At 69.3% G+C, this 13070-nt stretch carries 12 protein-coding genes; 7 read left to right on the top strand and 5 right to left on the bottom strand.

The window, feature by feature from the left end; translation table 11 throughout:
- Window positions 1–45 precede the first annotated feature (45 nt).
- The gene (locus EV650_RS11210; protein ID WP_134117988.1) at window positions 46–465 is read left to right on the top strand and encodes a response regulator; all 420 of its coding nucleotides are present in this window, start codon (window positions 46–48) and stop codon (window positions 463–465) included.
- 3 nt (window positions 466–468) lie between these two features.
- Entirely contained in the window at window positions 469–1512 is a 1044-nt protein-coding gene (gene trpD / locus EV650_RS11205; protein WP_134117986.1) for an anthranilate phosphoribosyltransferase, read from the top strand.
- Window positions 1513–1551: 39 nt separating this feature from the next.
- On the opposite strand, the gene EV650_RS11200 is transcribed toward trpD, so the two are convergent.
- A complete protein-coding gene (locus EV650_RS11200; protein WP_238174142.1) occupies window positions 1552–2226 on the bottom strand; it encodes a hypothetical protein in 675 nt (224 codons plus the stop codon).
- A 207-nt stretch (window positions 2227–2433) separates the two neighbouring features.
- On the opposite strand from EV650_RS11200, the gene EV650_RS11195 reads away from it, so the two are divergent.
- On the top strand, window positions 2434–3009 hold the full coding sequence (locus EV650_RS11195) for a hypothetical protein (RefSeq protein WP_134117982.1): 576 nt from the start codon (window positions 2434–2436) through the stop codon (window positions 3007–3009).
- 415 nt (window positions 3010–3424) lie between these two features.
- Here EV650_RS11195 and EV650_RS11190 read toward each other — a convergent pair whose 3' ends face one another.
- From EV650_RS11190 to EV650_RS11175, 3 genes are all read right to left on the bottom strand, one after another.
- Window positions 3425–6406 carry a hypothetical protein gene (locus EV650_RS11190; protein ID WP_166677959.1) on the bottom strand — a complete coding sequence of 994 codons (2982 nt, stop codon included), beginning with the start codon at window positions 6404–6406 and terminating at the stop codon, window positions 3425–3427.
- Window positions 6407–6548: 142 nt separating this feature from the next.
- The gene (locus tag EV650_RS11180; RefSeq protein ID WP_134117976.1) at window positions 6549–6836 is read right to left on the bottom strand and encodes an Lrp/AsnC family transcriptional regulator; all 288 of its coding nucleotides are present in this window, start codon (window positions 6834–6836) and stop codon (window positions 6549–6551) included.
- Window positions 6837–6855: 19 nt separating this feature from the next.
- Complete coding sequence (locus EV650_RS11175; protein WP_134117974.1) at window positions 6856–7653, bottom strand: helix-turn-helix transcriptional regulator; 798 nt, start codon at window positions 7651–7653, stop codon at window positions 6856–6858.
- An 84-nt stretch (window positions 7654–7737) separates the two neighbouring features.
- On the opposite strand from EV650_RS11175, the gene EV650_RS11170 reads away from it, so the two are divergent.
- Window positions 7738–8160 carry a hypothetical protein gene (locus EV650_RS11170; RefSeq protein ID WP_134117972.1) on the top strand — a complete coding sequence of 141 codons (423 nt, stop codon included), beginning with the start codon at window positions 7738–7740 and terminating at the stop codon, window positions 8158–8160.
- Here EV650_RS11170 and EV650_RS11165 read toward each other — a convergent pair.
- A complete protein-coding gene (locus EV650_RS11165; protein ID WP_134117970.1) occupies window positions 8157–9950 on the bottom strand; it encodes a DEDD exonuclease domain-containing protein in 1794 nt (597 codons plus the stop codon). The genes EV650_RS11170 and EV650_RS11165 overlap by 4 nt on opposite strands.
- A 183-nt stretch (window positions 9951–10133) precedes the next feature.
- Between EV650_RS11165 and EV650_RS11160 the strand changes: the two genes are divergently transcribed.
- The 3 genes from EV650_RS11160 to EV650_RS11150 all read left to right on the top strand — a co-directional run bounded on the left by EV650_RS11160 (window position 10134) and on the right by EV650_RS11150 (window position 13065).
- A complete protein-coding gene (locus EV650_RS11160) occupies window positions 10134–11441 on the top strand; it encodes an NYN domain-containing protein (RefSeq protein WP_134117968.1) in 1308 nt (435 codons plus the stop codon).
- A gap of 92 nt (window positions 11442–11533) precedes the next feature.
- Entirely contained in the window at window positions 11534–11791 is a 258-nt protein-coding gene (locus EV650_RS11155) for a hypothetical protein (protein ID WP_134117966.1), read from the top strand.
- A 212-nt stretch (window positions 11792–12003) separates the two neighbouring features.
- Entirely contained in the window at window positions 12004–13065 is a 1062-nt protein-coding gene (locus EV650_RS11150) for a C40 family peptidase (RefSeq protein WP_134117964.1), read from the top strand.
- The last annotated feature ends 5 nt before the right edge of the window (window positions 13066–13070 follow it).

Genomic DNA, 13070 nt, shown 5'->3' with positions numbered 1-13070 from the left:
CATTCCGGTTGTCCAGTCTTCTTTGAACAAGCTTGGGATGGATCGATGAGTTCAGAGCGTCCGCTGAAGGTGCTGCTCTACAGCGACGACCGTACGACGCGGGAGTCCGTCCGCCTGGCCCTCGGCAAGCGGCCGGCCGCCGATCTGCCCGAGCTCGAGTACGTCGAGTGCGCGACCGAGCCGGCCGTGATCAAGACCATGGACAAGGGCGGGATCGACCTGGCCATCCTGGACGGCGAGGCTGTCCCGGCCGGCGGCATGGGCATCGCCCGGCAGCTGAAGGACGAGATCTTCCAGTGCCCGCCGATCATGATCATCACCGGCCGTCCGCAGGACGCCTGGCTGGCGACCTGGTCCCGGGCCGAGGGCGTCATCTCGCACCCGATCGACCCGGTCCGCACGGCCGAGGTCACCGCGGACCTGCTCCGGCAGCGGCTGAACAAGCTGCCTGCGACCACCGCCTAGGCAATGGCTGACTACACCTGGCCCCAGGTGCTCGGTCCGCTGCTGCGGCACGAGGATCTGGAGGCTTCGGCTACCGCGTGGGCGATGGAGCAGATCCTGTCCGGGGCGGCGTCGCCGGCCCAGCTGGCGGGGTTTGTCATCGCGCTGCGGTCCAAGGGCGAAACGGTGACCGAGGTCGAGGGCCTGGTCGCGACCATGCGCGAGTTCGCTGCCCGGATCACCGTCCCCGGCCGGACGCTCGACGTCGTCGGCACCGGCGGTGATCAAGCCCACACCGTGAACATCAGCACGATGTCCGCGATCGTTGCGGCCGGCGCCGGTGCGAAGGTCGTGAAGCACGGCAACCGCGCGGCCTCATCGGCCTGCGGTGCGGCCGACGTACTGGAAGAGCTGGGGATCCCGCTCGATCTGACCGGGCCGCAGGTCGCCGAGGTGGCGGAGCGGGCCGGGATCACCTTCTGCTTCGCGTCCGCGTTCCACCCGGCGCTGCGGAATGCGGCGGTGCCGCGGCGGGAGCTCGGCGTACCGACGACGTTCAACCTGCTCGGCCCGCTGGCGAACCCGGGCGACCCGTCGTCGCAGGCGGTCGGCGTCGCGGACGGGCGGGTCGCTGGACTGGTGGCCGGCGTACTCGCGCGGCGCGGGATCGACGCGCTGGTGTTCCACGGTGACGACGGTCTCGACGAGCTGACCACGCGGACGACCTCCCAGGTGTGGTCGGTCGGCGGCGGGAAGGTCGAAGGACCGATCGTGCTGGATCCGCGCGAGCTCGGGATCGAGCCGGTGTCGGCGGACGCGCTCCGGGGCGCGGATGCGACGTACAACGCGAAGGTCGTACGGGCGCTTGTCGACGGGGAGCCGGGGGCGGTGCGGGACGTCGTACTGCTGAACGCCGGGGCCGCGCTGGCGACGTACACGCCGGAAGAGGGCAGCGTGACGACACGGATCCGGGCCGGGATGGACCGGGCGGCTGAGGCGATCGACTCCGGGGCCGCGAAGGAGAAGCTGGACCGGTGGATCGCTGCTTGCGCCGAGGTGCGCGGCTAGACGTGTTGAGGGCCGGCGGGTGTCCCCGCCGGCCCTTTGCTACTTGTTGATCGTGATCTGGCTGACCTTGTAGCGCCAGACGTTCTGCCAAGCAGGGGTCGAGCCGGCGATGTCGGCGACCGAGACATCCGCCGTACCGTCGCCGCGGTCGATCACCGCGATCATCACCGTCGAGAAGGTCTCCGGCAGCTTCGGCACCTTGACGATGACCTTGGCAACGATCTCGTGGCCGGTGTGGCCGTTGACCGTGATCACCTTGTGGGTGGTGCCGGGCATCAGCTTCGCGTTCTTGTCGTACAGGTTCACGATCGCGCGGGAACCGACCTGCACCGCGGCCTCCTTGAGGCCGGCCGGGGTGTTCTTGTACGGGATGTCCGGCGGGAGCTGACCGAAGGCGGTGAAGTTGCCCCAGCTGCCGCCCTTGCCGTCGTAGTTGGTGTGGATCGTCAACCAGATCGCGGCGCCGCCCCACAGACCGGCGCGCTCGTCGGTGTTGCCCCACTTCGAGCTCATGATCGGCATCGAGTCGTTGTTCGAGGCAACCATCTCGGTGCCGAGCACCTTGCCGAACGGCGTCGGCGTCTCCGACGGCTTCACCGACGGGCTGACCGTCTCGATCGACTTCCCACCCGACGGCAACGCGACCGGTACGACGGCGTCCGCCTTCGTCCAGATCCAGCCGACACTCAACCCGGTGGTAGCGAGCGCCGCCACCACCAACACAATCGCCCCAATCATCCGAGCCCGCCCACCAACCCCGACCGACCCACCATCCCCACCAGGCAACCGCCCCCCAGCCGCCGGCCCACCACCATGCCTACCGACTGATCCAGCCGACGACCCAACACCCTGCCCAGCGACTGATCCAGCTGCGCCCGGGCCTTGCCCGGTCGCGCGCGAGATCGTCTGTCCGAAGGACTGTTGCCCCGGGCCCCCGGTCTGCTGCGGCTGACCAACCTGCGGTCGACCGTGCTGCGGACCCGCCTCTTGCGTCTGCCACCCAACCTGCCGCTGCCCGCCCCGACCCTGCCCGGCTTGCTGCTGCCCGCCCCACATCGGACCAGCGGGCTGCTGCCCAGGCTGCTGCTGTTGCCCCGGCTGCCCATGCCGACCCTGAACCGGTTGGCCCTGGCCTGGCTGCGGTTGCCCGGACCATGCCGGACCTGCCTGTCCTTGCCCCGGCTGGGGCCGGCCCGGTTGTGTTTGCGGTTGGCCTGGCTGCTGGCCGGCGTACTGCGGACCTGCCTGTGGGCCAGCGTGTTGTGGGCGCGCTGGTTGCGGGCCTTGCTGCTGTGGCTGCTGGGGACCCGACTGCTGTTGTTGCTGTGCTCCCCACAGTTGGGGGCCGGCCTGCTGGGGACCTTGCTGGGGCCGCGGACCCGACTGCGGCCCTCGGTGCTGCGGAGCCGACTGCGAGCCTGGCTGCTGTTGTGGTCCGGATTGCAGCGGCGGCTGCGGTTGCTGACCTGCCTGCGGCCGCTGGTGCTGCGGACCTGATTGCGGCCCGGGCTGCTGCTGACCTGACTGCGAAGCTGCCGGCTGCTGACCTGGCTGCTGCGGGCCTGATTGCCATCCCGCTTGACCCGGTTGCTGCTGTCCCGGCTGCTGTGCGGCTGGGGGTTGGGCGGTCCGCGGTTGTTGTTGGGCTGCGTGTTGTGGGCGGGTCGGCGGCGGGGGAGGGGGTGCGGGCGCGGGTGACTGGCCGAACAGGGCATCCGACGAACCGGCCGAAGGGCCTGGGCCTTGGGTGGGGTTCAGGGCGGGGGGTGCCTGCGGAGTGCCGGCCAGGGGGTCGCCGGAGGTGGCGTCGGCAGCGGGACCGCCTGGCGTGCCCGGTTGGGTGCCCGGTGCCGCAGGCGGTTCGCCGTTGCGCCCGGCTTGACCTGGCTCGACTGGCGTCTGGTCTTCGTTCTCAGCCAACGTTGATTCCCTTGTAGGCCTGGATCTCGGCCGCCTTCAGATCCGGGCGGTTGTTGGGGATGCCGCTGATGTAGGCAACCGCCGTACCGTCACCGAGGTCGAAAACGGCCACCGTCAGGGTAAGTACTCGATCGGTCACGGCCGCCGACTTCGCGGTCACGCTCTGCTGGAAGAACCAGCCCGACTTGTCGGTCCGCTTCACCGCGCCGTTCGCGATCGTCCGGTACGTCACCGGGATGCTGCCGTACATGCCGGTCCGCAGCTGGACCGACAGGTTCGCCGCGGTCGCCTTGGGGTCGCCGTTGAATCCCGACCCGGTACCGAGACCGCCGACGAAGATGTCCGCGCTCCAGTCGTCGCCGCCGTTCACCTTCTCCTGCAGGACGATGTGCTGCCCGCTGGAGTTGAGCAACTGCTGGACCAGGCGCTTGCGGTCCGACCACGGCGGGTTCCTCCGTGGGAACGAGATCGCATCCGACGAGATCCGGCCGGAACCCTCGTGCAGCTTCGGGTTCTTCGACTGGCCTGGCTTGGCGCTGCTCTGGCCCGTTGGGGAACCGGTCGGCTGCGTCGCGCCGGTGGGGTTCGGGTCGGCCTTCTTGTCGTCACCCGGCCTGGTGATCAGGAAGACGGCGGCCACGATCAGCAGCACGAGCGCGATCCCGCCGCCAACAATCAACGGCAGTTTCGCACCGAACCCACCGCCGCCACCGCCAGGGCTCTTCGACTTCTTCTGGCCCTTCTCCCGCTTGCCCACGCCGGTGCTGAGGTCGGTCTGCCCGCCCCAGGACTCGTTCCCGTCCTCACCCCAGGCACGCGGTCCCTGCTGTTCCCCCCAAGCCTGCTGCCCACCACCGGCTCCACCCTGCTGCAGACCCTGCGGACCACCAGCCCCTTGCTGTACGCCGCCTTGCCGTACGCCGTTCTGCTGGCCGGCGTTCTGCTGAGGAGCCCACTGCTCTGGCGCGGTCTGCTGCCCAGCACCCCAGGACTGCCCGGAGCCTTGCTGCTGGTCCCCGGCCCAGGATCCGCCATCGCCCTGCTGACCGTTCTGCTGGCCATTCTGTTGACCGTCGGTCCACGACTGAGTGCCGTTCTGCTGCGTGGCACCCCAGCTTGGCGAGGCCGTCTGCTGGCTCTCGCCCCAGCCGTTGTCGCTTTGCTGGCTTTCGCCCCAACCGTTGTCGGTCTGCTGGCTTTCGCCCCAACCGTTGTCGGTCTGCTGGTCCGCGGACTGCTGGACGGGCCAGCTCTGTCCGCCCCACGGCTCGTCGCCGGTGTGCTGACCGTTCTGGGTCTGGGCAGTCGCCTGCTGACCCCACGGACCCGAATCTTCTACGCCGTGCTGGTCGTCAACACCCCAGCCGTTGTCGCCGGCTTGCGCGTGCGAGTCGGTCCCCGCCGCACCCTGCTGCGCACCCCAAGCCTGCCCCTGCTCGGCTTGCCCAGCACCCCAACCTTGACCCTGCTCCTGCTGACCACCCTGCGCCGCGCCCCAGCTCTGCTCGGGCTGACCGGACTGCGCTGCGCCCCAGGTCTGCTCTGGCTGACCCGACTGCGGTGTGCCCCAGGTTTGCTCGGGCTGTGCGGGCTGCGGTGTGCCCCAGTTCTGGTTTGGGCCGTAGGGGTTTTGGGGGTCGGGGCTCTGCGGCTGGTCGGCCCAGAGTTGGACTTGGTCGGGTGGCTGGGTGGCGTTCCAGACTGGTTGTTCTTGGGTGGCGTCGTCTGGCTGCGGCATTGACCAGAGTGGGGCGGCGGTGGTCTGTTCCGGTGTTTGCAGGTCGTCCTCGTCCTGGGCTTCGACGCCCCACGACGGCTGATCACTCGCCTGGTCCTGCTGGTACTGCTGAGAGTCCGACTGATCGCCCCAGTCCGGCTGCAGTTGCGCAGCGGTCTGAGCTGCATCCGCGTCCAGCTCCGCGTTCTGCAGTTCCGGGCTCCGCACGTCAGCCGCAGCGCCGTCAGCTGCAGCCACGTCAGCTGCCGCCGCCTCACCAGCCGCCGCGTCAGCGGCCGGTACCTCATCCTCGCCTGTGTCGGCTGCCTGTACGTCGGCGTTCGCCGCCTGGACGTCTTCCTTTGGGGTCGGGGCGAACCTCGGTTGTGCGGTCCAACTGACGTCAGACCATCCCTCCCTCGAATCGGCACCCGCGTCCGCTTCGGCCGCTGGCTGGATTGGGGCGATGACGGTCGGCTCGTCCGCCGGCTCTGGCGCGAGCTTGAGGGTCCAGTTGCCGGCCGGCTCCTCTGGCTGTACTTCGGGGGCCGCTACGAGCTCCTGCTCGTCCGTGACCTCGCGTTGGGTCCAGTGCTCCGGGGGAGCGGGCGCGATCTCGGGCGCACCCCAGGTCGCGCGTGCACGCTCGGCTGGGGTCGGCCCCTGCTCCTGAGCGGACTCCTCTGGGGTCACTGCACGCAGGTGCGGTCCGTCAGACTGACCGGTCGGTGCCGCGTTCCGCAGTTGGGGAGTGGGCGCCGGCTGCCACCACCCGCCACCGTCGGCCTGCTCCGACTGAGCCTCCGGCTGAGACACCGGCGTACCCGTGCGCGGCCCCTGCACCGACCGCAGCCCAGGACCAGCCGACTGCTGCCGAGACACAACCGGCTCCTGCCGAGGCGCAGAGGTCTCCTGCCTGGGCGCGACCGTCTCCGGCTGAGCAGCAACGGGCTCCTGCCTGGGCGCAACAGTCTCCTGGCGAGGCGCGACCGGCTCCTGCCCGGGCGCAAAGGTCTCTGGCGTGGGCGCAACTGGCTCCTGCCGGGGTGCGGCCGGGGCGGGCTGGGTGGGTTCTGGGGCCGGGCGGACCTGGGTGGGTTCCGGGGTCGAGGGGGGCTGGGGGGAGTCGTCAGGCGCCGGGTCGCGGTGGGTGTCTTCGTGTTCGGTTTGGTTGGTCCACTTCTCGCCGTTCCAGAAGCGGATGATGTTCGGCTGGCCGGTGGGGTCGGGGTACCAGCCGGCGGGCGGGTTGCTCATCCGCGTCCTCGCTCGGCGGTCGGCTCGAACGTACGACGCGCAAACGCACGAAGTACGCCGTTGTCGGCACGGAACTGGCCCCGGACGTTCATGTGTTCACCGTAACTTCAGCTCGTGTCAGTCGGACCGATCGGACCGGTGCTCAGACACCGTCGGTTTCACCGAGGCTGAAGGCCGCCTCCAGATCGTGGCTGGAGTACGCACGGAACGCGATGTGCGTCTCGGTGCTCAGTACGCCGGGCACCCGGTTCACGTGCTCGGGGATGACGGTGGCCAGGTCGTCGTGCCGCGCGACCCGGACCAGCGCGATCAGGTCGAGCCCGCCGGTCACGGAGTACACCTCGCTGACGCCCTCGATCGCCGCCACCTGCTCGGCGACCTCCGGGATCCGTGCGACGTCGGCCTTGATGAACACGATCGCGGTGACCATGCCGTCCTCTCCTCAGTACTCACATCTCAACCCGCTGAAGCATAGTGCGGTCCAGGCCCGCCAACGCCCTCGCCGTCGGTTCGTCCGCGGGCAGGAACGCCTCCATCCGCAGTTCCGCCACCGTCACGTCGATCGCCGTACCGAACCTGGTCAGCGTCGTGACCAGCCGCAACTCGCCGTCCTCAGACCGGAGCCGCAGCGGTACGGCGAACCCGAGATGATCCGGCCCGGTCACCGGACGCGGCGGGACCAGCGCGGTCAGCTCCGAGATCAGCGCGTCCGCCTCGGGATCCGGCACGAGCGCGGCCTCCCGGGTGAGCGCGTCGATCACGTGCCACGACCACTCGGCCAGATTCACGATCCGCGGCGCCAGCCCGGCCGGGTGGAGGAGCAGTCGGGGCACGGACACCGGCGGCTCCAGCAGGTACGGCGCGACTCCGGCGACGAACGCGTCGAACGACCGGTTCGCGAGCACCAGGTCACCACGCCGATCCACGACCACGGCCGGGCTCGGCCGGTGCCCCTCGAGGATCCCGGCCAGCGCCGTCCGGATCGCGTCGAGACTGGGTGAGTCGTACGGCGTTTCGTCGTACGCCGGCGCGAAGCCCCCGGCCACCAGGAGCTGATTGCGCTCACGCAGCGGTAGTTGGAGCGACTCGGCGAGCCGGATGATCATGTCCCGACCGGGCGTCGACCGGCCGCTCTCGATGAAGCTGACGTGCCGCTGCGTCGTCCCCGCGCGGACAGCCAACTCGAGCTGACTCACGCGTCGACGCGTACGCCACGATCGCAGACCCGCGGACAGCTCTGATGTCATGCCCTCAGTTCTAACCCACGCCACCGACAGTCCATACCCAGCAGGGAATTGTCGGACCCCCGACCCGCTCGGCAAGGTCGTGGTGTGAACAACAACAACTCAGCAGAAGACCTGGCAAACCGCTACCTGGCAGTCTGGAACGAACCCGACGCCGACGCTCGCCGGCAGGCGGTGGAGGAGCTGTGGACCGAGGACGGCGTACATCTGCTCGAGCCGCCCGAGGAGATCGTCAAGCGCGCCACCGAGATCGGCGTCACCGCGACGCTGGAAGCCCGCGGCCACGCGGAGCTCTTCACCCGCGTGACCAGGGCGTACGACGAGTTCGTCGCGCCCGGGCAGTACGAATTCGTCCGGCACGGTGACGCCGCCGTACTGCGTGATCTGGTGAAGCTGCGCTGGGCCATGGTCCCGGCCGGCGGGGGAGAGACGCTTGCCATCGGCATCGACCTCATCCACCTCGGTCCAGACGGCCGCATCGTCTCCGACTATCAGTTCGTCGAGGCCTAACCAACGCGCGCAGGTCCCAGCGGGCGGAGGTGGCGACGGCGTTCGGTGGGGTGGTGGTGGGCGTCGGAGCGGGAGTTGTCGAGGCGGGTCAGGTGTCGGCCGGCGCCGCTGACCGGGCAGGTCCAGGTGCCGTCCACCTCGACCAGGCGGATGCCGGGGAGCTCGAGCCAGCGCAGGATCAGCTCGATCTCCTCCGGCGACGCCGCCGCGACCGGACCGATACCCGGCAGGACCGTCTCGGCTGACGCGCGCAGCATCTCCAGATGCGGCCGCGGGTCCGTGCCCCGCGGACTGAACCCGGCCGCCGCGAGCCGGCCGCGGCGGATCACATGAAGCTCCCAGCCGCCGTCCTCGGTACGCCGGGCCGCGCAGATCTCGGCGCACCCGGTCACCGACGCCATCCGCTGCATCCGCGCCGAACTCCGCACGAACGCACTCAACCGATCCCGATGTACGGCGGCGTCCTCGAACCGCTCGTCCGCCGACAGTCCGTCGATCCGCCGGTCCATCGCCTCGACCACGGGCGTCGGATCCACGGTCAGCGCCGTCCGCAGTGACGCCACAAACCCGCCGTACGAATCCATCGAGATCCGGCCGTCGCAGGGCGCGACGCAGCGGCCCATCTCGGCCAGCACACACGGCGACAGCTGCGGATGCCGCGACATCCGCGCCGTGCATTGCCGGATCGGGAACGCCTCGTGCAGCGCGGCCATCGCCCGCTCGGCCGTCTTCCGCGAGCTGAACGGCCCGAGGTACCCGGCGTCGTCGTCACGCACCTGTTTGACCAGCGACAACCGCGGAAACGGTTCGACGGTGACCTTCAGCCAATGCTGCCGCTCCGGGAACTTCGACCGCCGGTTGTACCGCGGCTTGTGCTCCGCGATCAGCCGCAGCTCGCGTACTTCGGCCTCCAGCGGAGTCCCGCATTCGATCCCGCGGACGCCGGTCGCGATCCCGACCATCTCGCCGATCCGGTTCCGGGTCTCCGACGCGGTGAAGTACGACCGGACGCGAGTCCGCAGGTCCTTCGACTTGCCGACGTACAGCACCTCGCCACGATCGTCGGTGAACAGGTACACACCCGGTGCGTGCGGCAACGACTCGGCCAGGTGGCGCTTGGCCCGCACGGCCGGCGCGACCCGGGACGAATACGTCTGCAGGTCCTCCAACGTTTGCACGCCCAACGACCCGACCCGCTCGAACAGCCCGTGCAGTACGTCGACTGTCGCGCGAGCGTCGGACAAGGCCCGGTGGTTCGGTGTCGTGGTGGTGCGGAACAGCTTGGCCAGCGTGCCGAGTTTGCAGTTCGGAGCCTCGTCCGGGGTGATGACCCGGCGAGCCAACAGCGCGGTGTCGACGACGGGGAAGTCCGGCCAGTCGTACCCGTGCACGAGGCTCTCGTGCTTCAGGAAGCCCATGTCGAACGGCGCGTTGTGGGCAACCATCACGCAGCCCTGCGCGAACTCCAGGAACGCGGGCAGCACCGACTCGATCCGCGGTGACGAGGCAACCATCAGGTTCGTGATGCCGGTGAGTACGGCGATGAACGGCGGGATCGACTCGGTCGGGCTGACCAGCGTCTGGAACTCACCGATCAGCTCGCCGGCCTTCACCTTCACCGCACCGATCTCGGTGATGCCGCCCTCGCCGGGCGGATTGCCCGTGGTCTCCAGGTCGACCACGCAGAAGGTGATGTCGCGCAACGGCGTACCCAGGTCGTCGAAGCTGTGCTGGACGCCGCGGATCGGCAACATCGAATCCGCGGTGTCTGCACGCCCTGGGCTGCTCATGCCCACGACGCTAAGAGCCGCCACCGACAATTCCGCAGGTGACACGCCTGCGAGTCGACTAGGCTCTCTGTATGCGTACACAGGCGACTACCGTGAATCCGGGCCGGACGCCCGTTCACTGTGGTCTGCATCACCGGCCGAGCAGCAGCTGCCAGGCCGTCGTTCCAGCCGGACTGCGGACCGGTGACTGAGGCCGGCACCGCCGCGAGCTCCGCCGCTACGACTTTGCCTGAACCGGTCCGGCAACGCGTCCTGACCCTCGCCGCACACGCACTCGGCCAGCTCACCGCAACCGACATCCCGGCCCCACTCCGCCGGTTCGCCAGCTTCGCGCCGGCGAAACGCGCCAAGCTGTCCGCGTCGGTGCTCGGTCCGATCCTGGAGACCGACGAACACTTCCGCCGGCTGACCGCCTTCGAGGTACGGCGTGAGCACCCGGAGCTCGGCGATGCTGTCGCCGAAGGTGTCCCGGTCCCGGCCGCCGACCCGGTAGAGGTCGCAGCCCTCGCGTACCTGCTCCGCCCGGACGACTGGGAGCAGCGCATCGCCGCAGCCGCCCAGGTCCCGGTGGAGAACCCGCGCGCCGACGAAGAAGCCGTCCATCGGCTGGCCGACCAGCTCGATCAAGCCCGCACCGAGACCCGTCAGGTCCGCGAACGGCTTCGTGAACAGGTCAACGAGCTCAAGGGCGAGAACGTCACGCTCCGGCGCAAGCTCAACGAGGCCCGGCAGCGGATCGCCGGTCTGCAGACCGACCTCGAGCAACGCACCAAGGAAGCCGAGACCGCCGACGAACGCGTCGACGCCGCTCGCGCCGAGGTCGAGCGGGACCTGCGCAAGCTGCGGACCCGGATCACCGAACTGGAAGCGGTCGAGCACGCGGCCCGGCGTACGGCGGGACAGGAGCGGGAGCTGGCATCGACACGCACCCGCCTGCTGCTCGACACGTTGCTCGAGGCAGCGAGTGGGCTGCGTCGCGAGCTGGCGTTGCCGCCTGGGGGAGAGCTCCGTCCTGCCGACACGGTGGCCGGCTCGGAGCCCGATGCAGCCCCGATCGGGCGTACGGCGCCTGAGGACGACCCGGCGTTGTTCGACGAGTTGCTCGCGTTGCCGCAGGTTCACCTGATCATCGACGGCTACAACGTGACGAAGACCGCCTGGCCGAACTCGCCGCTGCATTCGCAGCGTCAGCGGCTGGTGACAGCGCTCGGCGCGTTGGTGGCGCAACGCCGGATCGAGGTCACGGTGGTTTTCGACGGCGCCGAGCTGTCGGGACCCGTACAACTGAATCCGCCACGCGGTGTGCGGGTGCGGTTCAGCCCGGCCGGTGTGATCGCCGATGACGTGATCAGGCAACTTGTCCGCGCCGAGCCGCCGGGACGCCCTGTGGTGGTCGTGTCCACCGACCGTGAGGTTGCCGACAGCATCATCAAACTCGGCGCCCGCGCACTGTCCGCATCCAGCCTGATCGCACGCATCGCACGCACCTGACGACAGTTGGTCGACGGAAACTGTCGGCGGGCCTCTCTAGCGTCCTTCTCAGCCGGATGCAAGTCCGGGTGCTTCCCCACTTGGAGGATGTTGTGCTGATCGACTGCGACGCTTGTGTGATGAAGGGTCCGGGCTGCCAGGACTGCGTGGTGACGGTCGTTCTCGGGTTCGCCGCCGAACGGTCCGGCAGCCTGCGGATCGACGACGACGAGAAGGCCGCCCTGGACGCCCTCGCCGAGTCGGGCCTGGTCCCACCGTTACGCCTAGTACACGCCGTCAGCAGTGTCGAGCCCGATACTGCTGCCGAAAACCCTGCCGGCGAAGGCGAAACGGCCGTTTGGTCCGGATGATTCTTCGTTAAGAATCGATCAAACCCGAGGGGCGAATTGCACTGGTCACGAAACGGTCACTACTGTACGTCTCGTTGCCTCAGGGTGTCGGCCGTTCCGGCCGACCGGGCAGCGGCAAGCCGAGGGAGTGATCCGGCGGAGCCCACGGACTGAGTCCGTGGTGAGCCTGGTCAACGGGGACGGCGCGAGCAGAGGAAGGGACCGACCGGGCTGTGTCCATCGGACGCATCAACCGCACCAAGGGAATCGCCCTCGCCGCCATCACCAGCACCGCTGTCGCTGCAGGCGTGATTCTGATCCAGGGAGCGGCCAACGCCGATCCCGCGCCCACCCTCGATCAGGCGAAGAAGCAGGTCGCCGAGCTGCAGCACCAGGCCGAAGTGTCCGGTGAGTCGGCGAACGAGCTGCGCGGCCAGATCAGCGCCTCGACCGCCCGGGTGAAGGCGCTGCAGGCGGGGATCGCCAAGCAGCAGGCCCAGGTCGACGGTGTGAAGCGGCAGATCGGATCCCTCGCGGTCGCCGGCTACCAGACCTCGGGCATCTCGACGACGGCGCAGCTGCTGCTGTCGACGAACCCGGACCAGTTCCTCAGCCAGGCGTCCACCGCCCAGGCTTTCGCAGGGCAGCAGAACTCGACGCTGCGTCGCTACCAGGTCGCGCAGGGCAAGCTCACCGACCTGCAGGCCAGCGAGCAGACCGAGCTGGCCGCGCTGCAGTCGGTGCAGGCGAAGCAGGACGCGTTCAAGAAGCAGCTCCAGACCAACCTCGACTCCGCCGAGAAGGTCCTCGACAAGCTCAGCGCCGCCGACCGCAAGCGGATCGAGGAAGAGAACGCCAAAGAGGCCGAGAAGGCGCGCAGCGAGCGCCCGACCCGCAGCGGCGACCGGGAGTCCGACGACAAGGACATCCCGAACGTCCCGGCCAGCGGTCGTGCGTCGATCGCGGTCAGCGCGGCTCTGTCCCAGCTCGGCGACCCCTACGTCTGGGGTGCCGACGGCCCCAGCTCCTACGACTGCTCCGGCCTGATGATGTACGCCTGGGCCAAGGCCGGCGTCTCCCTGCCGCACTCGTCGAAGGAGCAGCAGAACTCGGGCCGCCGGATCAGCAAGGACCAGCTGATGCCGGGCGACCTGATCTTCTACTACAGCCCGACCAGCCACGTCGCGATGTACCTCGGCAACGGCCGTATCGTGCACGCTCCCCGGCCGGGCAAGAGCGTGGAGATCGCCCCGATGGACGAGATGCCCTACAACGGCGCCGTTCGCCCGGGCTGACCTGC

The organism is Kribbella kalugense, from assembly GCF_004365875.1.
Classification (GTDB): Bacteria; Actinomycetota; Actinomycetes; order Propionibacteriales; family Kribbellaceae; genus Kribbella; species Kribbella kalugense.
The sequence above is the reverse complement of the archived record's forward strand: the minus strand, read 5'-3'. Positions and strand labels throughout refer to the sequence as shown.

Bases quoted from the DNA above. Each gene is read 5' to 3' on its own strand.
- EV650_RS11210 (WP_134117988.1), top strand. From the start codon at position 46: ATGAGTTCAGAGCGTCCGCTGAAGGTGCTGCTCTACAGCGACGACCGT.
- trpD (WP_134117986.1), top strand. From the start codon at position 469: ATGGCTGACTACACCTGGCCCCAGGTGCTCGGTCCGCTGCTGCGGCAC.
- EV650_RS11190 (WP_166677959.1), bottom strand. From the start codon at position 6,406: ATGAGCAACCCGCCCGCCGGCTGGTACCCCGACCCCACCGGCCAGCCG.
- EV650_RS11180 (WP_134117976.1), bottom strand. From the start codon at position 6,836: ATGGTCACCGCGATCGTGTTCATCAAGGCCGACGTCGCACGGATCCCG.
- EV650_RS11175 (WP_134117974.1), bottom strand. From the start codon at position 7,653: ATGACATCAGAGCTGTCCGCGGGTCTGCGATCGTGGCGTACGCGTCGA.
- EV650_RS11165 (WP_134117970.1), bottom strand. From the start codon at position 9,950: ATGAGCAGCCCAGGGCGTGCAGACACCGCGGATTCGATGTTGCCGATC.